This window comes from Gemmatimonadaceae bacterium, from assembly GCA_035533015.1.
In the GTDB taxonomy this organism is placed as follows: Bacteria; Gemmatimonadota; Gemmatimonadetes; order Gemmatimonadales; family Gemmatimonadaceae; genus JAGWRI01.
Genome location: DATLUQ010000033.1, coordinates 1 through 25,045 on the forward strand (window position 1 = coordinate 1; position 25,045 = coordinate 25,045).

The 25,045-nt window shown below is 68.6% G+C and carries 22 protein-coding genes, 1 tRNA gene and 1 pseudogene; 6 read left to right on the top strand and 18 right to left on the bottom strand.

The features are described from left to right. Positions 1 to 73, top strand: a tRNA-Lys gene (locus tag VNF92_06770). 23 nt (positions 74 to 96) lie between these two features. Here the strand turns inward: VNF92_06770 and VNF92_06775 are convergent. The 11 genes and pseudogenes from VNF92_06775 to ffh all read right to left on the bottom strand — a co-directional run bounded on the left by VNF92_06775 (position 97) and on the right by ffh (position 11,347). Beyond that, a complete protein-coding gene (locus VNF92_06775; protein ID HVA57574.1) occupies positions 97 to 807 on the bottom strand; it encodes a GntR family transcriptional regulator in 711 nt (236 codons plus the stop codon). 38 nt (positions 808 to 845) lie between these two features. Then, the gene (locus VNF92_06780; GenBank protein HVA57575.1) at positions 846 to 1,250 is read right to left on the bottom strand and encodes a DUF1634 domain-containing protein; all 405 of its coding nucleotides are present in this window, start codon (positions 1,248 to 1,250) and stop codon (positions 846 to 848) included. Further along, entirely contained in the window at positions 1,250 to 2,116 is an 867-nt protein-coding gene (locus VNF92_06785) for a sulfite exporter TauE/SafE family protein (GenBank protein HVA57576.1), read from the bottom strand. The genes VNF92_06780 and VNF92_06785 overlap by 1 nt, the downstream gene beginning before the upstream one ends. A 209-nt stretch (positions 2,117 to 2,325) precedes the next feature. Continuing rightward, positions 2,326 to 3,726: a hypothetical protein gene (locus VNF92_06790; protein ID HVA57577.1), complete on the bottom strand. Its 1,401-nt coding sequence runs from the start codon at positions 3,724 to 3,726 to the stop codon at positions 2,326 to 2,328. 22 nt (positions 3,727 to 3,748) lie between these two features. Beyond that, positions 3,749 to 6,859, bottom strand: coding sequence for a SusC/RagA family TonB-linked outer membrane protein (locus VNF92_06795; GenBank protein HVA57578.1), 3,111 nt, complete (start codon positions 6,857 to 6,859; stop codon positions 3,749 to 3,751). A gap of 408 nt (positions 6,860 to 7,267) precedes the next feature. After that, complete coding sequence (locus tag VNF92_06800) at positions 7,268 to 7,903, bottom strand: ribonuclease HII (GenBank protein HVA57579.1); 636 nt, start codon at positions 7,901 to 7,903, stop codon at positions 7,268 to 7,270. A gap of 3 nt (positions 7,904 to 7,906) precedes the next feature. Next, the gene (gene rplS, locus VNF92_06805; GenBank protein HVA57580.1) at positions 7,907 to 8,290 is read right to left on the bottom strand and encodes a 50S ribosomal protein L19; all 384 of its coding nucleotides are present in this window, start codon (positions 8,288 to 8,290) and stop codon (positions 7,907 to 7,909) included. 82 nt (positions 8,291 to 8,372) lie between these two features. Further along, positions 8,373 to 9,047, bottom strand: coding sequence for a tRNA (guanosine(37)-N1)-methyltransferase TrmD (gene trmD / locus VNF92_06810; GenBank protein HVA57581.1), 675 nt, complete (start codon positions 9,045 to 9,047; stop codon positions 8,373 to 8,375). Further along, the gene (gene rimM / locus VNF92_06815) at positions 9,047 to 9,577 is read right to left on the bottom strand and encodes a ribosome maturation factor RimM (GenBank protein HVA57582.1); all 531 of its coding nucleotides are present in this window, start codon (positions 9,575 to 9,577) and stop codon (positions 9,047 to 9,049) included. Before rimM ends, trmD begins: the two co-directional genes overlap by 1 nt. Positions 9,578 to 9,690: 113 nt before the next feature. After that, positions 9,691 to 9,921, bottom strand: a pseudogene (gene rpsP, locus VNF92_06820) (30S ribosomal protein S16). A gap of 94 nt (positions 9,922 to 10,015) precedes the next feature. Next, positions 10,016 to 11,347 carry a signal recognition particle protein gene (gene ffh / locus VNF92_06825; GenBank protein HVA57583.1) on the bottom strand — a complete coding sequence of 444 codons (1,332 nt, stop codon included), beginning with the start codon at positions 11,345 to 11,347 and terminating at the stop codon, positions 10,016 to 10,018. 117 nt (positions 11,348 to 11,464) lie between these two features. On the opposite strand from ffh, the gene lon reads away from it, so the two are divergent. Beyond that, positions 11,465 to 13,957: an endopeptidase La gene (gene lon / locus VNF92_06830; protein HVA57584.1), complete on the top strand. Its 2,493-nt coding sequence runs from the start codon at positions 11,465 to 11,467 to the stop codon at positions 13,955 to 13,957. Between the two features lie 14 nt (positions 13,958 to 13,971). Then, a complete protein-coding gene (locus VNF92_06835) occupies positions 13,972 to 15,531 on the top strand; it encodes a DUF445 family protein (GenBank protein ID HVA57585.1) in 1,560 nt (519 codons plus the stop codon). Position 15,532: 1 nt separating this feature from the next. Here VNF92_06835 and VNF92_06840 read toward each other — a convergent pair whose 3' ends face one another. The 7 genes from VNF92_06840 to VNF92_06870 all read right to left on the bottom strand — a co-directional run bounded on the left by VNF92_06840 (position 15,533) and on the right by VNF92_06870 (position 21,763). Then, on the bottom strand, positions 15,533 to 16,807 hold the full coding sequence (locus VNF92_06840; protein HVA57586.1) for a hypothetical protein: 1,275 nt from the start codon (positions 16,805 to 16,807) through the stop codon (positions 15,533 to 15,535). Beyond that, on the bottom strand, positions 16,798 to 17,919 hold the full coding sequence (locus VNF92_06845; protein ID HVA57587.1) for an AAA family ATPase: 1,122 nt from the start codon (positions 17,917 to 17,919) through the stop codon (positions 16,798 to 16,800). Before VNF92_06845 ends, VNF92_06840 begins: the two co-directional genes overlap by 10 nt. A gap of 24 nt (positions 17,920 to 17,943) precedes the next feature. After that, complete coding sequence (locus VNF92_06850) at positions 17,944 to 18,789, bottom strand: prepilin peptidase (protein ID HVA57588.1); 846 nt, start codon at positions 18,787 to 18,789, stop codon at positions 17,944 to 17,946. Next, positions 18,786 to 19,544 (bottom strand): RNA methyltransferase, encoded by a 759-nt coding sequence (locus VNF92_06855; protein ID HVA57589.1) that lies wholly within the window; start codon positions 19,542 to 19,544, stop codon positions 18,786 to 18,788. The genes VNF92_06850 and VNF92_06855 overlap by 4 nt, the downstream gene beginning before the upstream one ends. A gap of 97 nt (positions 19,545 to 19,641) precedes the next feature. After that, on the bottom strand, positions 19,642 to 20,469 hold the full coding sequence (locus tag VNF92_06860; protein HVA57590.1) for a purine-nucleoside phosphorylase: 828 nt from the start codon (positions 20,467 to 20,469) through the stop codon (positions 19,642 to 19,644). After that, entirely contained in the window at positions 20,466 to 21,512 is a 1,047-nt protein-coding gene (gene add / locus VNF92_06865; GenBank protein HVA57591.1) for an adenosine deaminase, read from the bottom strand. Before add ends, VNF92_06860 begins: the two co-directional genes overlap by 4 nt. Then, on the bottom strand, positions 21,509 to 21,763 hold the full coding sequence (locus VNF92_06870; protein ID HVA57592.1) for a hypothetical protein: 255 nt from the start codon (positions 21,761 to 21,763) through the stop codon (positions 21,509 to 21,511). Before VNF92_06870 ends, add begins: the two co-directional genes overlap by 4 nt. A gap of 227 nt (positions 21,764 to 21,990) precedes the next feature. On the opposite strand from VNF92_06870, the gene udk reads away from it, so the two are divergent. Genes udk through VNF92_06885 form a run of 3 tightly spaced genes read left to right on the top strand, consistent with a single transcriptional unit; the run spans position 21,991 to position 25,045 of the window. Further along, positions 21,991 to 22,617: a uridine kinase gene (gene udk / locus VNF92_06875; protein HVA57593.1), complete on the top strand. Its 627-nt coding sequence runs from the start codon at positions 21,991 to 21,993 to the stop codon at positions 22,615 to 22,617. Beyond that, on the top strand, positions 22,614 to 23,330 hold the full coding sequence (locus tag VNF92_06880) for a response regulator (GenBank protein ID HVA57594.1): 717 nt from the start codon (positions 22,614 to 22,616) through the stop codon (positions 23,328 to 23,330). Before udk ends, VNF92_06880 begins: the two co-directional genes overlap by 4 nt. After that, on the top strand, positions 23,327 to 25,045 hold the full coding sequence (locus tag VNF92_06885; protein ID HVA57595.1) for an ATP-binding protein: 1,719 nt from the start codon (positions 23,327 to 23,329) through the stop codon (positions 25,043 to 25,045). The genes VNF92_06880 and VNF92_06885 overlap by 4 nt, the downstream gene beginning before the upstream one ends.

Consider the following 25,045-nt stretch of genomic DNA (forward strand, 5'->3'; position numbering starts at 1 on the left):
GACCCGGTAGCTCAGCTGGTAGAGCAACGGACTTTTAATCCGTAGGTCGCGGGTTCGAGACCCGCCCGGGTCACTCGTCGTATCGCGCCTGCGTCCTCAGAGACCCGGCGACACGCGGCTCCAGTTGGCCACGAAAGCAAAACGATCGCCGCGAACCATGCTGTGGCGATACTCCACCGGACGCTCGCCCGAGAACGCTACCCGCTCCACGACCAGCGTGGCTTCACCGCGGGGCAGCGCCAGCAGCTTGCGCACCGATACTGGTGGAAGCGCCGCCCGGATCCGCTCCGTCCCACCGGTGATGCGGACGTTGGCCTCGCTGGCCAGCAGCTCATAGAGCGACCCGCGACCGAGGTCTGCCCGCAGGAGCGGCCTCCCGGCATCGCCGACGATCCACGAATCATCGAGGGCGAGCGGCTCGTCGTCCGCAAACCGAAGCCGCTGGATGTGCACGAGCTTCGTCTCGGGGGCGACGCCCAGGCGTGCGGCGGCTTCCCCGTCGCACTCCAACGCCCGGTGTCGCACGATCGAGTGCTCGGCCATCCCGCGCTGGCTGATGGACGCCGCAAGGCTGTAGAAGGGCGCGATGGACTGCTCGAGTTGGGCGGCGCGCGGCAGCTTGCTGCCGCGGCCGCGTTCCCTCTGGACCAGCCCGGCCGTCTGCAACCGCCCGATCGCCGCGCGCGCCGTGTGCCTGCTCACGCCGTAGCTGCGGACCAGCTCGGCATCGGTCGGAAAGCGATCCTCGAATTCACCCGCGGCGATGCGGGCACGCAGCTGCGATTCCAGCTGCGCCCACAATGGCATCGGGCTCTCTCGGTTCAGCGCTTCCACGGTCGGCACGATCAGCGGATGAACAGCAGCGACCCCAGCGTCATCACGAGAACGAGAAACGTGACGCTGGCATACAACCTGTCGTGCTCCTCGACGGCGAACAGCACCATCGCGGTGAACACGCGGAGGATGGGCGTGAACACGAGAACGAGGATGCCGAGCTCGAGCCACGCGAACCCCTGGAGGGTCGCGATCCCGTGGCGCAACGCGCCCACGTTGAGGTCGAATGTCTGCGTCTCCATGCCATGTCGGGTCAGCCCGCCGTGCGCGAACGAGACGACGAGGCCGACCAGGAGGATGACCACGCTGGCCACCACGCCGATCCGCAGCACCCAACTCGACACGTCCTCGATCGCGATCCGATCTTCGTGGCGGACCGGACCCGCCGAACCGTCGTTCGTCTCCTGGACCGTCATCAGAGCCCCCCGAGGCCGCGAAGCAACATCTGTCCGCCGATCAGGGCGAGCGCGGCGGCGAACACCTGGCGGATGTGGTTGTTGGACATCCGCTCCATCATCTTGGTCCCCGCGAATGCCCCGACGAGCACCCCGGTAGCCACCGGGGCGACGACGAACGGAAGCACCAGCCCCCGGTTGAGATAGACGCCGGACGCCGCGGCCGCCGTCACGCCGATCATGAAGTTGCTGGTCGCGGTGGACACCTTCGACGGCACCTTCATCGCGATCTCGTGGGCGAGGACCTTGACGACGCCGGCGCCGATGCCGAGCAGCCCGGAGATGATGCCGGCCAGGAACATGTAGCCCGAGGCCAGCGGAATGCCCGTGACGTGGTACGTCACCTCGCGATTGAGCCGTTTGTCGAAATACGAGCCATCGAGGCGCAAGCGGCGGGCCATCGCATCGTCGACGACGCCCTCGGGCAGTTCTTCGCCGAACTTGCGGAAGATGGGGATGAGCGAGGTCAGCAGGGTGACGCCGAACAGGATGGAGAGCCAGTTGGTGGGGAGGTGGGGCGCGAGGAGCGCGGCGCCGATGATCGCCCCGAGCGCCGTGAACACCTCCAGGAACATGGCGATGCGGATGTTGGTGATGCGGTCCCGGACGTAGACGGCGCCGGCGCCGCTGGAGGTCGCGATCACCGAGACGATGCTCGCGCCGATCGCGTAGCGGATGTCCATCCCCAGGAACACCGTGAGGACGGGGACGATGATGACGCCGCCGCCGATGCCGGCGATCGAGCCGAGGACACCGCCGGCAATGGACGCCCCGAACACTTCCGCGAGAAACGTGAACGCCGACATCTCTCCACTCATGATGGGCATAGCCTCCGGTGCAGCGGATGGTGGAAGTCGCGCGCGCGCGGGAAGCAGGGCGGCGCGGACCGGGCATGATGCTCATAATGTCCGTACATACGGACTATGATACATCATGTCCCCATCGCGTGCAACCCCAGGCCCCTCCCCACCAATGCGAAACGCCCCGCATCACAGCGTGATGCGGGGCGTTTCCCTGCTACCTGACATCGTCCCGCTTACGCGTTCCGATCGAGACACCCGTTGAAGTTCGGGTTGCTCTTGTCGGCGTCCGGCACCGGGAAGTTCACGTCCGTGCCGTAGTTGCCACCTTTGAAGAACACGCCGGTCGGGAACACGTTGTCCTGCGTTCGCCCGTACTGCCGGATGAGGCGCCGCATATCGCCCAACCGGACGCCGCGCCCGAACTGCCAGAACGCCTTCTCCCGGAAGTACAGGCTGACGGCATCGGACAACGTGGTCGGCGTCGTGGCAATCGCCGCCATCGCCGGCACCTTGAGGACGCCCAGCGTCTGCGGGCCGGCACGGAGCGCGTTGAGAATGGTCACCATCCCCGCGTAGTCGTTGGTCTGCAGCTTCGCTTCGGCCTCGACCAGGCGGGCGTCGATGCCCGACACGATCACGTTCGGGTCGTCCCTGCCCCAGAGCGCCTGGCCCACGTAGGCGGTGTTGCCGTCGAACGACTTGTTCGCAAAGTTGGTCGTCCCACCCGTGACCGGCACGCGCGGATCGGCGGCCGACGCGAATGGGATGGCGTTCTTGATCTGGTTCACCGCCCCGTTCACGATATCGAAGCTGTCGCCCACCGTGTACCGCTTGACGTTGGTGGTCATGATCCAGATGTCGTTGTCCTGACTGGTCTGGGCGTACGTCATCGTGTACTGAAAGCTGGTCGTGACGGCTGATACGGCCGCTGCGGCCTGGGCGAACTGGCCCATGTCCACGAGCACCCGTGCCTTGCCGACGGCTGCCGCGTTGTGCACCTGTACGCTCAGCGCATCGGTGCCCGTGCTGGCCGCGGTGGCACTGTCAAAGTGCGCCGCCGCGACGGCGAACACGGCCTGGTCGGTGAGCGGCTGCGTGTAGTTGGGGCTGCCATTCTCGGTGTAGCCCAGGGCGATGCCGTTGCAGAAGAACTCGCCCAACTGCATCTCGGTGTATCCGAGCAGGAAGTACATCTGGCCCGCTTCGGCCGGCGCCGTCGGCACGTTCGCCTTGAGGCTCTGGAGGGCATTCTGGATGTAGCCGCGGGCTTGCTGCATGGCGGTGTACGCGGGCGCGAGCACTTGGTCATTGGTCTGCACGATGCGCTGGTCCCACGAATTGCGCTGCGAGAACGTGTCTCCCGACTTGTATTCGTCGGTGAACAACGAGGTCTCGAGCACCATGTTCTCCTGGTTGTTGTTGCCGCCGCCGGCGGTCCATGCCTGGAAGCGGCCGATGGCGCCGGTGCGCAGCGCTTCGGCACCGGTGGCCCCGACCACGCTCGCCGGACTGATGACCCCCGGTTGCTGCGGCTCCAGCAACTGTTTGTTGACATCGCAGCCCGCCGTCAACATGAGCCCGACGCCGACCGCTGCGGCGATCGTCCATCGAGCGCGATCCATATGGCTATTCATAAGAGTATCGTCCTCGAGGGTTCTAGTAATGGAGATTCAAGCGGACAACGTAGTACGTCGGGGGCGCGATCGTGGAGAACGTGTTCTGGATATCGCCCGTGCTGTAGTTCGCTTCGGGATCGATCCCCGTGTACGCCGTCCACACGTGCAGGTTGCGGGCCGAGAACACGAGGTTCGCGCCCTCCGCGCCGCGCAGCACGCGCGTGAGGCGCGTGGGCAGATTCCAGACCACCGAAACCTCGCGCAGCCGCCAGAACTGCCCGTTCTCCAGGTATCCCACGCTCGTGGACGTCTTGGCGTAGCGCAGGGCCACCAGCCGAGCCTGATCCCACAACGGCGCGTGGAGATTGCTCTCGGTATAGCACGTGTTCGTCTGCTGGCAATAGAACGAGCCCGTGGCGTTGGGCAGACTGTAGCCACCCTTGTAGTCGAGCAGGATGTTGATGCGGAAGGCGCGATCGAGTACGTCGAAGCCGTTCTGCACCGACACCAGGTCCCTGGGAGTCGCGGAAGACCCCATGTAGGTGAAGGCCGGGTTGACCGTGACCTCGTTGGCCGTGATGTAGCCGTCGTGGTTCGAGTCGGCATACGTATACGTGTGATAGAAGAACGCGTTGATCGGCAGGCCGACCGAGTCACGCGTCGTGCCCGTGCCGATGGTCGGGTACGGCTTGCCCGTGCCCGGATTCGTGCCCAACGACACGACCTTGTTGGTGTTGTGCGATGCGTTGATCGTCAGGTCCCAGCCGAACTGACGTATGTCGATCAGTTGCGTATTGAGCGTCGCTTCGACGCCGGCGTTCTTCACCGACGCGATGTTGGCGAGCACGCTCGTGTTCGACGGCGCCGCGTTGGGCGCGATGGGCAGCTGGATGAGCGCGTTCTTCGTCTGTTTGCTGTAGTAGGTGAGTTCGAGGTTCACGCGGCTGTGGAGCAGCTGCGTGTCGAAGCCGCCCTCGAATTCCGCCGACGTTTCGGGCTTGAGGTTCGGGTTGCCCAGCGCGTCGGCTCTGAGGCCCGGAGTATCCGTTCCGTTCACGTTCACCGTGGACGGCACATACGTCTGCAACGAAGAGGTCGCGCCCGGCTGCACGCCCGCCGCGCCGTACGCCATGCGCAGGCGGAACTGGTCCAGCCACGAGTAGCGCGGGAAGAACGACTCGTCCGACATGAGCCACGACAACTGCGTCGTGGGGTAGTACACGCGCTGGAAGTTCGTGCCGAACGCGCTGTTCTGGTCGGTGCGCACTCCGGCGGTGAGGAACAGTTTGTCGCGAATGGCCGCCTCTTCCTGCACGTAGAGGCCAAGCGTCTTCACCGCCGTCGGCAGGAAGTTGCTGGCGCTGAGGACGGCCGCCGAGCCCACCGTCTGCCCGCCCGGTGCCAATTGAGAGCCGCTGGCCGTCGAGCCGTCGTTCTCGGCGTTGATGTAGTCGGCGCCGAGCGTCGTCTTGAGGTTGGCCCACGACCGCGCCTGCCAGGTCGAGGTGCTCACCAATTTGGCCGAGAAGTCGCGGTTGTTGTTGTGCGCGTCCGTGATGCTGCCCAACCGCGTCGTGCCCGAGTTCGGGCACGTGCTGAACGCGCAGAACGTGAGATTGTCGCGGATGGCGAGATCGATGCCCACGGTGCCGGCGTTCTCCATCCACGGGAACGGCCGCCAGTTGGCGTTCGTGCTCGCGGTAAGGCGCTGGATGCCGGTCTGCACGAGCCGTTGGAAGATGTCCCCCGGAGTGAAGAACCCGTAGCCCATTTTGTTCTCGCCCAGACTGCCGGTGGCGTTGTAGCCGAGGCCGCTGTGCGTGAACCCCGGGTTCTGCCACGCGTTGTAGAGGAAGCTGAAGCTGTTGTTGTCCACTTGCGGCAGGCGCTGGTCGGTCTTGGCGATGCCCGTATTCACCGAGAGATCGAGCGTCGGGCTGAGCGCCGCGGTGAGGTTGGCGCGCACGTTCTCCTGCTGGTACGCCTCGGGATGCAGCCACGTGTCCAGAATGGACGTACCCTGCGCATTGAAGCGATCGATCGAGAACTGCGGCATCTTGACCGGGCCGATCTCATTCTCGAGGGACCCGCTCACGAAGTACCGGATCTGGTTCGTCCCGCCACTGATCTGCACCCCGTACTGACTGCGGTTGCCGTTCTGGATCGGGGTCAGGCCCGGGGTATTGAGCAGGTTGAGCGACGTCGTGCTGTCCACGACGCACGTCCCCGCGGGCAGATTCGTCTGCATCAGGCAGCGGATCGGCGTGGTGGAGGTGGACGTCGGGTTGTGGCCCCATAGCGCGTACTGCACGGGGTAGTGGTTGAGGTCGCGCACCGAGCCCTGCTCCGCCGACCACGTCCACTTGGCTGGCCCGGCTCGGCCCTTCTTGGTGGTGATCACGATGACGCCGTTGGCGGCATCGGTGCCGTACAGCGTGGCCGCCGAGGGACCCTTCACGATCTCCACGTCCTCGATCTCGTCGGGACTGAGCGTATTGAGGAAGCTCTCCGCGGTGCCACCCGTCGAGACGCCGATGGCGCTGGACGTGATCCGGATGCCGTCCACGATGTAGATCGGGTCGTTGTCCAGCGACAGGGAGTTGAGGCCTCGGATGCGCACGACCGGCGCCGAGCCCGTCATGTTGCCGGGCAGCACGATCACGCCGGGCGCCTTGGCCACCATCAGATCGGTCATGTCGGTGATCGCGGAGGTCTGCACGCGATTGGAGACGTCGCCGAGCGTCGAGATGGCGTTGCCGAGCTCCACCTTGCGCTGCTCACCGGTGGCCGTCGTCACCATGTCCTGGAGCTTCACGATCGTGGGCGCGAGCGCGAAGTTCAACGTCGCCGTCTGGCCGGCGACGACCGTCACCGTCAGCTTCCGGGCCTCGAAGCCCACGCGCAGCACCCGCACGTCGTGCACACCGGCGGCCACGTCGTTGAGCGTGTAGCGCCCGTCCTGCCCGGTCGTGACGGACGACGGACTGCCCACGACCATCACGTGGGCGTCGCTGATCGGGGCGTTGCTGGTCTGGTCCACCACACGCCCGGTGATCGTGCCCTGCGCCGATGCCGCCGAAGCCCCGCCTATCATCAGGAAGAGCGCCGCGGTGGCACTTGTCGCCAACAGTCTCCAGCGTCCCAATCGCATCGTTCGCCTCCGGTGTTCGCCGCCTTGCGGGCGACGAGTGCCCATGGCCGGCGCGGCAGGGAACCGCGCGCGGGTCGTGCAACGCCAGTCAGACGCGACGCGGCGAGCGCCGCGGGGCGTTCTGTAAACTCGTATGTTTGTCTGTTCGGGATCGAGTGCGACTACGACAGCGGGGGGTGCAGCGAGGACTCGTACATACCAGCATGCGCGCGCGGCGACCGCGCGCCCAAGGGGTCAATGCGGGCGGCCCGGGGAGGGCCGCGGCGCCGGCTCGTCACGAGCGGCGTCACCATCACCAACCGTGCTACGAGGCGTGAAAGTCACATGAATACAAACAAAGCACAAGAAACCGATTGGGGAATTTTCATATTGGCGCCAATTAAATTGACTCCAATGTGAATTCGTCCGCTAATCGAAGATCTGCAGCTGGCGAATCGGGAGGAACGACCGCCGATGATGGACCGTGGCCCCGTGCCCCCACAGACCGTCCAGATGCGCCGGTGTCCCGTAGCCCACGTTGCGCTCCCACTCGTAGCCCGGGTAACGGCGCGCCAGGGCACGCATCAGCCGGTCGCGGGTCACCTTGGCCACGATCGACGCGCACGCCACGCTGTAGCACCGCCCGTCGCCCCCCACCACCGCCGTGTGTTTCACCCCCAACGTCCGGATGGGATTGCCGTCCACGATCACGTGGTCGGGCCGCACGGCCAGACGCCAGAGCGCCCGCCGCATGGCCAGCACGCTGGCCTTGTAGATGTTGAGTTCGTCGATCTCGCGCACGCTGGCCGCGCCGAGCGACAGGGCGAGGGCGCGGGCGCGAATCTTGAGCGCCAAGCCCTCCCGCGCGCGCGCCGTGAGCTGCTTGGAGTCGTTCACGCCGGCAATCGCCCGCATGCCGGGCGGCATGACCACGGCGCATGCGACAACGGGGCCCGCCAGGGGGCCCCGTCCCACTTCATCCACGCCGGCCAGCAACGGACCGACGGTCTGCCGCAGTTCGCGCTCGAGCGTGCTCCACCGGTGACGGCGGGCGCCCGGCGCCATCACCTACTCGCGCTCGGCGGAATCCGACGAGGGAACCTGGACGCGCGCCTTACGCTCCTTGATGCGCGTGGCCTTGCCGGTGAGATGGCGCAGATAGTAGAGCTTGGCGCGACGCACGCGCCCGCGACGTACAACCACCAGATCGCCGATCATCGGGCTGTGCACGGGGAAGATGCGCTCCACGCCCACACCGTTCGAGATCTTGCGCACGGTGAACGTCTCACTGACACCAGACCCGCGGCGCGCGATGCAGACGCCTTCGAACGCCTGGATCCGCTCCTTGTCGCCTTCCTTCACGCGCACGTTCACGCGCAGCGTGTCGCCCGGTCGAAACGCCGGCATGTCGGCGCGGATCCATTCCTTCTGGGTCTCGATGAACGCGTGCATATGTCGCTCCGGGCTAAGGGCCCGTGAAATATCAGGTTATCTGGTGGAGAAAGGGCAAGTTAATGGGGCTGCGGACGCCCCGCTAGTCCGCGCCCCCGGCCGGATCACGCCCACGCGTCAACCGCTCCCCCTCCACCCGCCGCCACTCGGCGATCTTCTTATGGTCCCCGGACAGCAGCACCTCGGGCACCGCGTACCCCCGGTACTCGGGCGGCCGCGTGTAGCTCGGCGCGCTCAGCCCCGAATCGCCGTGGAACGAATCCGTGCGAGCGCTCTCCAGATCGGACATCGCCCCGGGCAGCAGCCGCACCGTCGCGTCCACGATGGCCAGCGCCGCAGGTTCCCCACCGCTCAGCACGAACGCTCCCAGCGACAACTCCTCGGTGGCCAGGTGGTCGGCCACCCGCTGGTCCACATCCTTATAGTGGCCGCACAGAATGGTCAGTTCGCTTCCCGCAGCGAACCGGGCGGCATCGGCCTGGACGAACGGCCGCCCGCGCGCCGACACGAGCACGATGGGATCCCGGGCGCCCAGCGCCTCCACCGCCTCGAAAAACGGCTCGGGCTTCATCACCATCCCCGCACCGCCCCCATATGGATAGTCGTCCACCGTACGGTGGCGGTCGTGCGTGTAGTCGCGCAGGTCCACCACATGGTACGCCACGCCCCCCGCCGCCTCGGCTCGTGACGGAATGCTCAGCGAGAGCGGGCCGGCGAAGAAGTCGGGAAAGATGGTGATCAGGTTGATGCGCAGCATCAGTCGAGGAGCCCGGCGGGTGGGTCGATGGTGATCACACGCGCCACGCGGTCCACCCCGGTCACCACCCGCTCGTCGAACGGCACGAGCACGGTGCCCCGGTCGCGGGCGACGTCGATGGCGAACCCCTGCGGCAGTTCGTACACCTCCCGCACCTGACCAACGGCCTCGCCCGAGACGAGCACCACTCGCATGCCGAGGAGGTCGTGGACGTAGACCTCGTGTTCATCGGGCGGCGGCAGTTCGCTGCCCGGCACCAGGAAGTAGCGGCCACGCCAGACCTCGGCGGCGGTGCGGTCGGGGATCTCGTCGAACTTCACGAGCAGCCCCTGGCCCATGGGGCGTACGGTGGCCACGTGCAGCTCGCGCCGGTCGGGGGAGAGGTCGCCGCGGGCATTGCCCGCCAGAACGCGACGGCCGGGCGCGAAGATCGCGTCCGGCCCGTCGGTGATCGGCTCGACGACGAGTTCGCCGCGAATGCCGTGTGCCTTGCGAGCCCGCCCGACGATCAGGAATTCGGGCGCGGTCATATCCCGGTGCCCCGCCTGGGCGGTCAGCCCTCGACGGGCGTGGCGGTGACCGGGACGGCGCCCGCCTTGAGCTTGGTGGCCAGGCGTGCTTCGTGCCGCGTCTTGAGGATGCCGGCCTTGCGGAGCAGCGAACGGACCGTGTCCGTGGGCTGGGCGCCGTTGTCGAGCCAGTGGTGCACGCGCTCGGCCTTGAGGTTCAGCGCCGTCTCGCCCTGGCGGGGAGCATACTGTCCGACGATCTCGATGAACCGGCCGTCGCGCGGACTGCGGGAGTCGGCGACGACGATACGGTAGTAGGGCTGCTTGCTGCGGCCGGTGCGGCGCAGGCGAATCTTGACCGACATGGTGGTGAGCTCCTCGTCCTGGGTAACGGCACTGCTCCGGGCTCCTCGCGTACCGGGTAATTCCCGGCCGCACCCGGTGTGGCAACCTACAAAACTAACGCATCCCGAACATGCCGGGGCGGAATTGCCCGCCCCCGCCCGTGGCCTTCTTCATCATCTTCTTCATGTCGCGGAACTGCTCGAGCAGGCGGTTGACCTCCGAGATGGGGCGCCCGCACCCCTTGGCCACGCGGGACCGCCGCGATCCGTTCATGATTCCCGGTTCCCGGCGCTCCTCGGCCGTCATCGAGAGGACGATGGCTTCGAGGTGCTTCATCCGCTTGGGGTCGGCCTGCTTGGCCTGCTTGAGCATCTTGGTATTGACGCCGGGCAGGAGCTTGAGCACGCCCTCGAGCGGGCCGAGCTTCTCGATCTGTTTCATGGCGGCGAGGAAGTCGTTCAGATCCATCCCTTCCCTGCGCACCTTCTTCTCGAGCTTCTTGGCGGCCTCGGCGTCGAAGGACTCCTGCGCCTTCTCCACCAGCGTGACGATGTCGCCCTGCTGGAGGATGCGACCGGCCATGCGGTCGGGGTGGAACTCCTCGAGCGCGTCGCTCTTCTCGCCGACGCCCACGTACTTGATGGGCTTCTTGGTCACGCCGTAGATGGAGAGCGCGGCGCCGCCGCGCGCATCGCCGTCCATCTTGGTGAGCACCACGCCGGTCACCCCGAGCTTGGCGTCGAACCCCTGGGCAATGCGCACCGCTTCCTGGCCGGTCATGCCGTCGGCCACGAGCAGGATCTCGTCGGGGTGGATGGCGGCTTTGAGCCGCTCCAGTTCGGCCATCATGTCGTCGTCGATCTGCAGGCGGCCGGCGGTATCGACGATGACCACGCGGTCGCGGGCGCGGCGGGCTTGGTCGAGGCCGGCCATGGCGATCTTGACCACGTCGGCGGTGGACCGGTCGGCGTACACGGGCACGTCCAGTTCACGGCCCAGCGTCTCGAGCTGGTCTATGGCGGCGGGGCGGTACACGTCGGCGGCGATGAGGCGCGTCGAGCGGCCCTCACCCTTGAGGCGGCGGGCGAGCTTGGCGGCCGTCGTCGTCTTGCCCGATCCCTGCAAACCCACCATCATGACGACCGTGGGTGGCACCGAGCTGAGCTTGAGCCCTTCGCGGCGTTCGCCGAGCATGGCCGTGAGTTCGTCATGGACGATCTTCACGAGCTGTTGCGCCGGCGACACCGTGCGCAGCTGGCTCACGCCGGTGGCTTTCTTTTCCACCCGTTCCAGGAATTCGCGGGTGAGCTGGAAATTGACGTCGGCTTCGAGGAGGACGCGACGGACCTCGCGCAGCCCCTCCTTGATGTCGGCGTCGGACAGGACGCCGCGTCCCCGCAGGCGCGAGAACGCGGCTTCCAGCTTGGAACTCAGCTCATCGAACATAGCCGTTAAACGTAGATGCTGTTATGATTTAAGACAAGGGAACCGGGTGCGCCGCGCGCCCGTCCCTGCCCGCCCCACCGTGCCGCCGTCCGACTCGCATCCCACCTCGTGAGGAGAATGCCCAAGGTCCCTCGGCAAGAAGATCTATTCGCGTCGTTATTGCCGCGCACGATGCCGCTCATGGCGTTGCGCTCCACGATCGTCTTCCCCCACGGCACGATTGCCGTGCAGATGGGCGCCCCCGAAAACATCACGCTGCTCGACGAGAACCCAGACCCCGGGGTGCTGGTGGCGCTGGTCGTAGCGCCGGGCGAAGCCGAAGACCCGCTGGATACCGAAGCCGTGGTGAATCGCATCGGGGTGGCGGCGCGGGTGCACGAGCGCATCAATCTGCCCGGACACACGGTGCAGATCACCCTGCAAGGGGTGCAGCGCATCCTCATCGAAGGCGTGCAACAGACCGAACCGTACCCGGTGGCCATCGTGCGCGACTCCAGCGAGACGCCGGTGGAGGCGGCCGAGGGGCGCGCACTGATCACGCAGGTGATCACGGCCGCGGAGACGCTGGCCGATCTGGGCGAGAAGGTCTCGGCCGACGTGCCGTCGATCCTGCGCATGAACGTGGCCGATCCGGGACGGTTCGCCGATCTGGCGGCCACCAACCTCGGGTTCCGCATCGCCGACCGCGACGAGGTGCTCCAGCGGCTGGACGTGGGGCAGCGGCTGCGGTTCGTGCTCACGCGACTGGAACGCGAGGTGGCGCGGGCGCGCGTGTTGGACGACGTGAAGAAGCAAACCGAGATCAAGATCGACGAGCACCAGCGCGAGTTCTATCTGCGGCAACAGCTGCGGGCCATCCAGAGCGAACTGGGCGAGGCCGATCCGGCGGAGAAGGACGCCCAGGACCTGCTGACGCGCGTGGACGAAGCGCAGCTGCCGGAGAAGGCGCTGGCCGAGGCCAGGCGCGAAATTGAGCGTTTGCGCATGCTCTCGCCGGCGTCGAGCGAGTACCAGGTGGTGCGCACGTATCTGGATTGGATGCTGGCGCTGCCGTGGAGCGTCAACTCCGGGCATCACGAGATCGAGCTGGCCAAGGTCCAGGAGGCGCTCGACGGGCGGCACTACGGGCTGGACGAGGCCAAGGAGCGGATTCTCGAGTTCCTGGCGGTGCGCAAGCTCAAGGGCGGCACGTCGCAGGGGCCGATCCTGTGCTTCGTGGGCCCGCCTGGCACCGGCAAGACGTCGCTGGGCACGGCCATCGGAGCGGCCATCGGACGGCCCTGCTACCGCATCTCGGTGGGCGGCGTGCGCGACGAGGCCGAGATCCGCGGCCATCGGCGCACCTACGTGGGCGCCATGCCGGGGCTGCTGCTCCAGGCGCTGCGCCGCGTGGCCGTGAACGACCCCATCCTGATGATCGACGAGATCGACAAGATGTCGGGGGGCGGACCGTCGGGCGATCCCGCGGCGGCGATGCTGGAGGTGCTCGATCCGATGCAGAACAAGACGTTCACGGACCACTACCTCAACCTGGCGTTCGACCTCTCGTCGGTGCTGTTCATCTGCACGGCCAACAACCTGTTCGACATTCCGGGCCCGCTGCGCGACCGCATGGAGGTCATCAAGATCGCGGGTTACACGGTGGAGGAGAAGGTCGAGATCGCGTGGCGCTATCTGCTGCCGCGACTGCTCGCCGACCATGGCCTGACCGATCTCGACATCCAGTTCACCGACGAATCGTTGAGCTTCATCTCCAACCGGTACTCGCGCGAGGCCGGGCTCCGCAACTTCGAGCGCAACCTGTCGGCGATCCTGCGCAAGCGGGCCCGGCGCAAGGCAGAGAGCGAGGAGGGGGCGTGGCTCATCGAGGAGAAGCGCGTGGAGGCGCTGCTCGGCGTGCCGCACTATGTGCCCGAGGCGGCGGAGCAGGCGCCCGAAGTGGGAGTGGTCACGGGGCTGGCCTGGACGTCGAGCGGCGGCGACCTGATCGTGATCGAGGCGCTGCGCATGGCCGGCACCGGGCGTCTCACCGTCACCGGCCAACTCGGCGACGTGATGCGTGAATCCGTGGACGCGGCCCACTCGTACGTGCGGTCGCGTGCCTCGCAGCTCGGAATTGCCGACGCCACGTTCACGGAGCACGATCTGCACATCCACCTGCCCGCGGGGGCCATTCCCAAGGACGGCCCCAGCGCCGGCATCACGATCACGTTGGCCATCGCCAGCGTGCTCAGCCAGCGCCCGGTGCGCCGGGATCTGGCGATGACCGGCGAGGTGACCCTGCGCGGCAAGGTGCTGGAGATCGGCGGCGTGAAGGAGAAGGTGCTGGCCGCCTACCGCTCGGGGCTGCGCGAGGTGATCCTGCCCAAGGCCAACGAGAAGGACGTACGGGACGTGCCCGAGGAGGTGCGCCAGCACATGGCGTTCGTGTTCGTGGAGCGCATGGACCAGGTGCTGCAGCACGCGCTGCTCGACCGGGAGGGCGCGCGCGCCCGACCGCCGCGCCGGCGGGTCGACGATACGGCCGGGGCGGGCGACGGCCAGACGGCAGACGCTGCGCCGCGCGACACGCCGTCGTCGGGCGAACCGATGGCCGCCGACGCCCCCTGAGCCGGCGGCCGCCGATGATCGATCCGCAAAATCCGTGGGTGCAGTTCACCGTGCACGTGGCCATCGGCACCGTGGCCGGCGGGGCGTCGGACACCGTCGCCGTGTGGATGCTGTTCCATCCGCGCCGCAAGGTGCTGGGCTTCCAGGGTGCCATCCCCAAGAACCAGGCGCGCCTGGCCAAGAGCCTCGGGCGCACGGTGGGCGAGCGGCTGCTCACGCCGCACGACATCATGGCCGAACTCACGCGCGCCGGCGTGCGCGAGCGACTGGACGACACGCTGGCCCTCGTGATCGGGAACGTCCTCGATACCGAGCGCGCGTCGCTGCGGGAGATCCTTCCCCCCTCGGTGGTGCTCGAAGTCGAGCGCGCGCTCGTGGCCGGGGTGCCGATCGTGGCCGAGCGGATGGCCGAGTTCGCCGACTCCCCCGAGTTCGCCGAGCGCGCCCGCGCATTCGTGCGGCGCCGGCGGGCCGAACTGGCCGACCGCGTGGTGGGCAACGTGCTCACCGCCGAGCGGCGGTCGGCGATCACGGCCCGCGCCGCCGCGTGGGCCGAGGAGTTCGCGCAGTCGGGAGAACTCGAGCATGGCGTGCACGACTACGTGGCGCGACGCGCGCGCGCCATGCTGTCGTCGCCCGAGCCGCTCATGGAGCAGGTGCCGCCGGCTTTCGTGTCGGCCATCGACAGCGGCATCGAGGCCTATCTGCCGATCGCGGTGGAGAAGCTTGCGGGCGTGCTGCGCGACCCGGGCGCCCGCGAACGCATCCGGGTGCGGCTGCACGGGTTGTTCAAGCGTTTCGTGGAGGATCTCAAGTTCCACGAGCGTCTGATCGCCAAGCTGGTGCTCACCGAGCACACGCTCGACAAGGCCCTCGATTCGGTGGAGAAGGAGGGGGCCGAGCAGTTGGGCGAGCTGCTCGAGGACCCCACCGTTCGCGAGCGCATTACGGCCGCGGTGCACGAAGCGGTCACGTCGTATTTCGCCAAGCCCCTGTCGGAGATCGTGGGGCCGCCGGACAGCGACCGCGCGCAGGCGCTGATGAACACCGTGGCCGGCGGGCTCGTGCGCGTGCTGCGTGCCGTCGAGACGCGCGGACTGCTGGTGGAGAAGCTCGATCAAGCGTTGGCGCGCGCCGAGCAGAAGACGTGGGGCGAACTGCTCGCCCCGCTGGACGACGACACGCTCACCGGGTGGATCGTGACGGCGGCGCGCTCGCCGCGATCGCGTGAGTTGCTCGAGGATTCGGCGCGCTCGGCCGTCCAGCGGCTGCTCGACCGCCCGATCGGCCGGCCGGGGCGCTGGCTGCCGCCCGACAGCGCGACGCGGCTGGGCGGCGCCTTCGCGCCGGCCCTCTGGGAACTGGTGGAGTCGCAGCTTCCCGGTCTCATCCAGCGGCTCGACGTGCAGGCGATGGTCGAGCGCAAGGTGCTGGCCTTCAGCTTCGAGCGCCTGGAGGAACTGATCCGGGGCGTGATCAATCGCGAACTGCGACTGATCATCTTCATCGGCTACGTGCTGGGCGGGCTCATCGCCGTGATCGGGTTCTCCCTCTCGCGCCTCGCCGGCATGTAGACTATTTGCGAACTTGAATAGCTGCCGGATCGAACAGGGCGAACGAACTGCCGGCCGGCACGTCCACGTACACCACGGCCTGGCGCCCGCCGATCGTCATCGGCGTGATCTGCACCTGGCGCGTCTTGCCCCGGTACGTGCGGCGCCCGCTCGACGCCACCACCGGATCGGGGGTCCGGTACCGCCGCTGCGACGCCTGCCCCAACGCGCTCACGAACTGGGCCGCCGCCACGTTGGTCCGCCACACGGTGACCCACACCACGGCTGTGCCCGACGGCTCCTTGAGCACACGGTAGCGGTCGCCGTCCCAGCCCTCGGCGGCGTTCACGGCCAGCGTCTGGTCGCGGGTGTGCCGATACAGAAACAGCCGCGTGTCGAACTCGCCGAGGTCGTTCTCGTCCACCGTCGTCCCGGCCGTTCGCGGCAGGACGACCGTGGCCGGCACGTCCACCGTGTCGCCGAAGAACGCCGACTCGTGGAGAATCTGCGTGGTGGACACCGGCATGTCGGTGAGCGGCAATTTGTTGGGATAGTGCGTCTTGAACCGCCGGATGAACTCGGCGCCGCTCAGGTACGGAAAGAGCAGCTCCTCCTGGATCACCTCCGGGGCTGAGGCGAAGACCGGCTGCGAGCCCTGCGTCTCGCGAATCATCTCGCGCACGCGGTCCCAGCCGCCGGGCAGGAGCGTGGCGATGTTCCCGGTGCCCGTCATGATCGCCATCTGCTCGTACGTCGCCTCGCCCTCGATCACCGCCTGGGCGGCCATCTGACGGTCGTTGTCACCGGTCGCGCGCTGGATGGAATCGAGATTCACATATTGGTCCTGGAGCGCGTGCACCAACTCGTGAGTAACGGTCACGCCGGCCAGGTCTTCGGGGGCGCCCTGCACGATGTAGAGCACCTTGGGGCCCGGGTCATAATACCCGACGATCTGCTCGGTGAGGAGTTTGACCAGGAAGTCGCGCAGATTGAGGGAGTCGGGAATGAACCCGAACGCCTTGTACGCCGCCTCCTCGCCCGCCAGTTCGGCCGCCGGCGTCTCCTGGTCGAACTTCTTGAGCAGGAAGTCGCGTACCTGCTCGCGCGTGCGCACCTCGAGCTTGGGGGGCGTCTTGAACGGAACCCCCATCGCCTTCTCGACCTTGGGCACGGCATCGGCGACCATGTCGGCGTACGGACCCTGCCCCGTGCGGCCATTGCGACGGCCGCACCCCGCAACGAGTACCACGGCGCCGGCGGCGAGCGCCAGCGCGAACGAACGTGCTCTCAACCCCACGTGACAGGACCTCCCGACATCAGGGCGACTACACGGGCCACATCGTGGCCGCGAACGATGATCCCTTCCTCCATCAGGCGCCGAGCGATCTCGGCGTCGAGTGCCGCACCGGCCGGTCCCGCGCCACTGGCGGGCGGAGCAGGCGCCGGACGTGGCGCCGGTGCCCGCTCCGGGCCCTCGGTCTCGGTGAGCGCCCGTTCGAGCCCGGCACCGAACCTTTCGATAACGGCAGCGATCGAATCGATCGGATCGTCCTCCCGCTCCGGCTCGCGTGTCGGCGGCCGCTTGGCGCGCACCATCCGCCGCGCCTTGAGCAGTGCTTCGATGCGAGGAGAGTACACCGTCACCGCCTGGAGGTGCGCGCACGCTTCGTCCAGCGCGTCGATGGCCTTGTCGGGCCGGCGCCGGTCGCGCACGTGGGCGTCGGTGAGCCGCACCGCCGCCTCGATCGCGTCGTCGCTGATCACCACGTTGTGATGCCGTTCCAGCCGCTGCTGCCTGGCCCGCAACACGTCGAGCGCCGCTTCGACGCTCAACTCGCGCACCGCCACCTTCTGGAAGCGGCGCTCCAGCGCCGGATCGCCCAGCACCCAGCGGTCGTACTCCTCGTCGGTCGTGGCGCCGATCACGCGGAAGTCGCCGCGGGCCAGCGCCGGCTTGAGCATGTTGGCGGCATCCATCGCCGTGCCCATGGCCGTGCCCTGGCCGATGAGGTTATGCAACTCGTCGATGAACAGAATGACATCGGGCGCCGCCTGCGTCTCGGCCACCAGGGTGCGGATCCGCTCCTCGTACTGCCCGCGGTAGGTGGAGCCGGCGAGCAGTGATACGTGGTCCAGCGAGAGCAGCCGCACGTCGCGGAGCGCCAGCGGCACGCCTCCCTCGGCCATCCGCTGCGCCAGACCTTCGACGATCGCCGTCTTGCCCACGCCGGCCGGGCCGACCAGCGCCGGATTGCTCTTGCCATGGCGCAGCAGGATGTCGATGACGCGGGCGATCTCCTCCTGACGCGCGCGCACCGGCTCGAGCCGGCCGGCGCGTGCGTCCGCGGTCAGATCGCGCGTGAAGCGCGCCAGCGCGCCGGTCACGGTGCGAGGCGGTTCGTCGATCATGGGCGGAGGGGACGCGCGGGGCGGTCAGCCCCCCAGAATCCGGGCAAACAACGCATTTCCCCAAAGCAATGTCACGACTGCCGCAGGCGCAAGGAACACGCCGAACGGCACGAGCGGCGGCTCGAACGCCGGGGTTCCGAGAGCGAGTTCGGCCTGCACTGCGCGCCGCCCACGGGTGAGCCAGGCGACCGGATACACCACGAGGAGAAACGCCACGGCGCCGATGGCGGACCCCACGAATACCGTGAGGATGGCCCGTTCAGGGCCCACCGCAGCGCCCACGAATGCCATCAGCGTCATGTCGCCCATCCCCATCGCTTCCTTCTTGAACACCAGCTCGCCGAGCCACCCGACGATCGCGATCATCCCGGCACCCGCGCACGCGCCGATGAAGGCGTCGTACGCGCCCGCAAAGGGACCGGGGTTCGCCGTCACCGACGCGTACACCGCCATGACGAGCGTGAACCCGAGCCCGAACAGCGTGAACCCGTCGGGAATCAGATAGTGCTTGGCGTCGGTGATGGCCACGCCCAGGAGCGTGGTAGCCGTGACTGCCACCCGCAGCGCCGTGAGCGTGGGCCCGAGCGACGCCACGCACAGTGCCCACAGGATGCCCACGGCCAGTTCCACCAGCGGGTACTGCACCGAGATCGGCTCGTCGCAGCAGCGGCAGCGGGCGCGCAACACGATCCAGCTGAGCAGCGGGATATTCTCGAACCAGGCCAACTGGTGGCCGCAGTTGGGGCACCGCGACCGCGGACGCACCACCGAGAGCTCGGCGGGCCACCGGCCGATGCACACGTTCAGGAATGACCCGATCACGGCGCCGAACACGAACGCCACGATTTCGAAGTACGTATCGCCGGTCACGGGCGGAGTTCGTAAAGGAGGATCCCGGCGGCGACCGCGACGTTGAGCGACTCCACGATGGGGTCCAGCGGCAACGCCACCAGGCGATCGGCGCGTGCCCGTGCCTCGGCCGACACGCCGGCGCCTTCGTTGCCGACCACGAGGCCGAGCCGGGAGGGCGCCGGCGCGCCGCCCAGCGGGGTGCCCGCGGCGTCGGCCACCCAGAGCGCGAGCGCCGAGCGCCGCCGGAACGCGTCGACGTCCTCCCAGGTAGCGGCCATGCACGGGTGGTGGAAGAGGGCGCCCATCGCACTGCGAACGACTTTGGCGTTCCAGAGATCGACCGTCCCCGGCAGGGCGACGGTGGCCGTAGCGCCGAGCGCGGCCGCGGTCCGGAGGATCGTCCCCACGTTGCCGGGATCCTGCACGGCGTCGAGCACGAGCAGGCGGAGACCGTCGGCCGGTTCCACGCGGTCGAGCGAGCGCTCCGGAATGGGCGCGATGGCGATCACGCCCTGCGGGGAGTCGGTCTCGGCGGCGGTGTGGAAGTCGCGCGGCGCCACCTCCTCCACGGGGCACCCCGACCGGCGGATCGCCTCGCGGAGGGCGGCGCCGCGTGGCGCCTCGAGCAGCTGCGGCGCCACCAATATGCCGGTGGGAGCGATCGGCGAGCGAAGCAGTTCCTCCACCGCGCGCACGCCCTCGCACACGAACAGGTTCCGCGTTTCGCGGGCTTTCCGGCGCCGCAGGTCTCGTGCGAGGGTGAGGAGTCGCAAGGGTGTGTGGGATGGAGCGGAGAGGTGGGCCGGCGCCGGACGACAGTAGGACGATCCAGCCGGGAAAACGATTGCGTGGGGGCGGCGCCCCCGCCGGTCAGAGCGCCGCCACGACGCCCTCGATCAATGTTTCGAATGCCGCCGCCGCGCGCGCCGTGGTCTCGATCACGCCGGGGTGAGTTATTGGAGTTTCAGAAAGGCCGGCGGCAGGATTCGTGATGCAGCTGATGCCGAGCACCCGCAGCCCGATGGCGCGGGCCACGAGCACCTCGGGCACGGTGGACATCCCGACCGCATCCACCCCGAGGGCAGCCAGCATGCGCACCTCGGCGCGCGTCTCGTAACTCGGGCCGAGCAGCCCCGCATAGACCCCCGATTGGAGCACGATCCCGTTGGCGTCGGCCACGCTGCGCGCCAGCGCGCGCAGAACCGGGTCGTAGGGATCGGACATATCCGGGAACCGCTCGTCGCCGGGTTCCACGGGGCCGATGAGCGGACTGCGGAACATGAAGTTCACGTGGTCGTCGATGAGCATCAGCGTCCCGGCGGCCAACGACGCGCCGATGCCGCCGGCGGCGTTGGACACGATGAGCACGGGAGCGCCGAGCGCGTGCACGACACGCGCCGGAAACGCCGCCACCGCGGCGGCGTGCCCCTCATACATGTGGAACCGGCCCGCCAGCGCCAGCACCGGGCGCCCGGCGAGCGTGCCGGCGAGCAGTTCGCCGGCGTGGCCCTCCACCGTGGACGGTGGGAAACCGGGAATCTCGCGGTACGGGATGACGGTGGGGTCCTTCACGCGTTGGGCGAGTGCGCCGAGGCCGGAGCCGAGCACGATCGCGGCCACGGGGGTGAACTCGCCCGTCCGGGCGCGGATCGCCGCCGCGGCGGCGCGGGCCGCTCCGGCGCCGTAGGCCCCGCTCACGCGTCGCCCCGCTTGAGGGCCGCCAGGTCGCGCTCCGCGGCCGCCACCAGCGCGCGGCGTTCGTCGTGCGGCAGGAAGGCGCTCTCGAATCCATTCAGCGCGAGACGGGCCAACTCGTCGAATGAGAAGTCGAGCGCCCGAGCGGCGTGTTCGTACTCCTCGGTGAGCGTCGTCCCGCTCATCAGGCGATTGTCGGTGTTGAGCACGACGTTCATCCCGCGATCGTAGTACATCCGTAGCGGATGCTCGGCATACGAAGCCGCGGCCCGCGTCTGCACGTTGCTCGTGAGACAGATCTCGATGGGCACGCGGTGGTCGTTCACGTAGTCGAGCAACGCCGGGTCCTCGAAGATGCGCGTGCCGTGCCCGATCCGGTTGGCGCAGCAGTTGTGGAGGGCCTGCCGCACGGACTCCGGGCCGTCGCCCTCGCCGGCGTGGCACGTGCAGGCCAGGTCGTGCGTGCGGGCGTGCGCGAAGGCGTGTGCGTGGAGCACCGCGGGGTGGCCAGCCTCGCCCCCCGCGAGATCGAACCCCACCACGCCGTCCTTGCGGAAGGCCACCGCCAACTCGGCCAGTTCCAGCGACACATCGGCCGACATGCTGCGAATCGCGCAGACGATCACGCGCCCCACCACGCCCAGTTCCTGTTGGGCGCGGGCCAGCCCACGGAGCGGGGCCTCCACCGCATCGCTGAGCGAAAGCCCGTGGCGCACGTTGAGGATGGGCGAGTACCGCACTTCGATGTACCGCACCCCGTCGGCGGCGGCGTCCACGGCCAGCTCGTACGCGATGCGCTCGAGCGCCGCCGCCGTCTGCATCACGGAGAGCGTGACCGTGAACCGTTCGAGGTATTCCTCGAGGTTGTGGGCGTCGGAAACACGCATATGGGCGCGCAACGCATCGGCGTCGCCGCGGGGCATGGTCTGGCCGTATTCGCGGCCCAGTTCGAGCAGCGTCTCCGCCCGCACCGAGCCGTCCAGATGGCAGTGCAGCTCCGCCTTGGGAAGCTTGCGGAGCAGGCCGCGGTCAATGGTCGGACTCATGCGGAATCGCCGAACGGGTCGGGATCGTCGGCACCGGGGCCGCGGCGCGGAACGGTGCGCAGAATCGCCCCGGCCTGCAGCGGGGTGGCGGCGTCGATCGGGAGGCCGCGGCTGTCGGTGATCAGGCGGGCACCGGCGGAGACCGCGTCGGCCTCTGCGGGCTTCCAGGCACGCACGGCGTCGAGGGCGGTGGCGCCCGGCGGCACGGAGACGGGCACCGCGTTGACGAAGGCGCGTAGGGGATCGCTCACCGGCCGGCCCCCAGGCGCGCCCAGGTTGTACGTTTCATGCGGAAAAGCTAGCGGGCTCGCCGTAGAGCCGGGAGTCCGCGGTTGACGCGCCCTCCGCGGTCCGCTCAGCTTTCGGGGCGTCGTTGTTTCCTCCCTCAACGATACAGGATCGTGACAGTCACTTCGCGAAGGTCTGGCGTCGGTTCGGCGAGATTCGGGTCACGTGAAAACCCGAACGGAGTCGCCTCGTGAAACCCCTCATCATCGGGATCGCCGGCGGGACCGGGTCGGGCAAATCGACGGTGGCTCGCCGCGTGGCGGAGTCGCTCCCCTCGATGTCGGTGGCGTTCATCGACATGGACGCGTACTACAAGAACTATTCGGAACTGCCGATAGAACAGCGTCGGAAGATCAACTGGGACCATCCGGAGTCGATCGACTGGGAGCTGCTCGAGGGCCAGTTGGCCGAGCTCGCGGAGGGGCGGGCGATCGAGAAGCCGGTCTATGATTTCGTGCAGCACGTTCGCAGCCCGCAGCACGTGGCGGTCCCGCCGGCCGACGTGGTGGTGATCGACGGTATCCTGCTCTTCGCCGAGGCGCGGGTGCGGGACCTCTGCGACGTGAAGGTGTTCGTCGATGCCGACGCGGACATCCGGCTCATACGGCGCATTCGGCGCGACATCGCGCGGCGCGGGCGGCCGCTGGAGGAGATTCTGGACCAGTACGTGAAGACCGTGCAGCCCATGCACCTCCAGTTCGTGGAGCCGAGCAAGCGGTACGCCGACGTGATCGTGCCGCGCGGCGGCCACAATACCGTGGCGATCGGGATGATCGTGGCGCGCATTCGCCAGCAGCTCGAAGAGGATCGTTCGTGACGGCGCCCGCCGCAGGGGCCCGCCTGCTGGTGGTGGACGACGAGCCCGACATCGTCGCGCTCGTGGCCTTTCACCTGGCCAAGGCGGGCTATCGCGTGTCGACGGCGGCCAACGGGCCCGATGCGCTGGCGGCGGCGCGGCACGAGCGCCCGATGTTGATCGTGCTCGACCTGATGCTCCCGGGCATGTCCGGACTCGACGTGCTGCGCGAACTGCGGGCCAACGAGAGCACCCGCGACATCGCCGTGCTGCTGCTCACGGCGCGCCGCGAGGAACAGGATCGCGTGGAAGGGCTGTCGGTGGGCGCCGACGACTATCTCACCAAGCCGTTCAGCCCGCAGGAGCTGGTGCTTCGCGTGGGGGCGATCCTGCGCCGCGTCGCGTCGAGCGGCGTCGGCCCCACCGACGTCGTGACCCACGGCCCGATCGAGATCGATCGCGCCGCCCACCGCGTGCGCGTCGCGGGGCACGAGGTCGAACTCACGCCCACCGAGTACCGGCTGCTCCTGCTGCTGTACGAGCGCCGCGGCCGGGTGCAGGCGCGCGCCCATCTGCTCGAAACGGTGTGGGAAGCGGCGCCCGACATCCAGACTCGCACGGTCGATATGCACGTGCAGCGGCTGCGCGCCAAGCTCGGCGACGCGGGCGAGATGATCGAGACGGTGCGCGGGTTCGGCTACCGCCTGCGCGGGCCGGCCTGGCGCGGCGTGTGAGCCTCACCCGGCGACTCCTCCTCGGCTCCACGGTCGTGATCGTCGCCCTCGTGACGGCGATCGTCACGATCGCCGGTTCGCGGCTCCGCCAGCAACTGCAGGCCGAAGCGGTCTCGGACCTCACGCGCTCGGCGCGCCTCGTAGCCGTCCTCTGGCGTCCGGGCCTGGACGCGGATTCGCTGGCCGACGCGGCTGGCGCCGCGCTCGACCGGCGCGTGACGCTGATCGGCGCCGACGGCGTGGTGCGCGGGGATTCCAAGTTCACGGCGGCCGAGCTGCGCGGATTGGAGAACCACTCCGCGCGCCCCGAGGTCGTGGCCGCCCGCCGCGACGGCGCGGGCAGCGCGTACCGGCAAAGCGCCAGCGCCGGCGACAACGAACTGTACGTGGCGGTGCGGCACCCCATGGGATTCGTGCGCGTGTCGATCAGCCTCGATACGCTGCATGATATCGTGGGAGCGGCGCAGCGCGACGTGTTCGTGGCAGGAGCGCTGGCCCTGCTCGGCGCCATGCTGCTGGCCGCCCTGTTCGCGCGCTCGGTGTCCCGGCCCGTGGTGGCGCTGCGCGACGTGTCGCGCGCCGTGGCCGACGGCGACCTGACACGGCGGCCGAGCCTCAACGCGCCCGGCGAGGTCGGCGACCTGGCTGCGGCCGTGCACCGGATGACCGAGCAACTCGCCGGCCGGCTGGCCGCCCTCCAGACCGAGGAGGGGCTGATGCGCGCCACGATCGAGGCCCTCGACGAAGGGATCGTGGTCGTGAGCGCTCGGAATCAGGTGGTGCGGCTCAACAGCAGCGCCCGCCGGCTGCTCGGCGTGTCGGACGCGGTACCCTTTCCCGCCGACCGCCTTCCACCGGGACGTACGCTGCGCGAGACGCTGCGCGCGGCCGTGGCCGGTGGAGCCCCCGACACCGCCGAGCTCGAACTCGACGAGCGCATCCTGGCGGTCGTGGGGCGGCCGCTGCCTGGCGGCGGGGCCGTGCTCGCGCTGCAGGACCTCACCGCGCGGCGGCGGCTGGAGACGGTGCGCCGTGAGTTCGTGGCCAACGCCTCGCACGAACTCAAGACGCCGCTCACGGTGGTGGGCGGATTCGCCGAGACGCTGGCCGATCCGGGCCTGACCACCGAGGACCGCCAGCGGTTCGCGGCCATGATCCGCGCCAACGCGCACCGCATGCAGCGCATCGTGGACGACCTGCTCGACCTGTCCCGCTACGAGTCGGGGAGCTGGCGGCCGGAGCCGCGGCGGCTCGACATCCGCCAGACGGCGGCCGACGTCCTCGGCAGCGTGGACCGCGCCGCTACGGCCAAGCACCTGGCCGTATCGCGCGATATTCCCGACGACGCGGCGTTCGTGCGCGCCGACCCCGTGGCGCTGCGGCAGATCCTGGTCAACCTCACGGAGAACGGCGTGCGCTACACGCCGTCCGGGGCCGTGACCCTGTTCGCCGCCCGCGAGCCCGACGGCGTGCGGGTAGGCGTACGCGATACTGGAATTGGTATAGCCCCCGAGCACCTGGGGCGGATCTTCGAGCGGTTCTACCGCGTGGACGCGGCGCGGTCGCGCGAGGAGGGGGGCACCGGACTCGGGCTGGCCATCGTCAAGCACCTGGCGGAGGCCCACGGCGGCGCGGTGCGCGCCGAGAGCGTGCCCGGCCAGGGCTCGACGATCAGCGTCTTCTTTCCCGACGACGTGAACGGCCGTCCGGCCTGA